The 421-nt window shown below is 30.2% G+C and carries 1 pseudogene; it reads left to right on the top strand.

From position 1 onward, the window contains the following. A pseudogene (locus CD172_RS12405) lies at positions 1 to 386 on the top strand (transposase); the annotation flags it as partial. Positions 387 to 421: the final 35 nt, after the last annotated feature.

A 421-nucleotide genomic window follows, 5' to 3' on the forward strand; every position in this document is an offset into this window, starting at 1 on the left:
TGTGCCCTAATAATAAAGAATTACACTTCTTCAAATATAGAATTAAACATGATTATTACGGTTATCGTCGAGATTTCAAAGAATACAGATGTGAAGATTGTTTCGATTGCCCATTGCGAAGCAAATGTATGAAACAAGCTAAAAATCAGAATACAAATAAAAAAATACTGAAAAACTTCACATGGGAATTTCTAAAAAACTATACAAAACAATTGCTTTCAGATCCTAAATTGAATGGCATCTACAAAAAACGTAAAATTGATGTCGAATCAGCTTTTGGAAATCTGAAGGCTAATTTGGGTTTTAAAAGATTATCCGTACGCACCCAGTCTAAAGTAGAATGTGAAATTGGAATTGCCCTTATGGCAATAAATATAAGAAAATTAGCTCGATAAGTGCTAATTTTAAGTAGAATTCAAAT

It is taken from the genome of Staphylococcus agnetis, from assembly GCF_002901865.1.
Lineage (GTDB): Bacteria > Bacillota > Bacilli > Staphylococcales > Staphylococcaceae > Staphylococcus > Staphylococcus agnetis.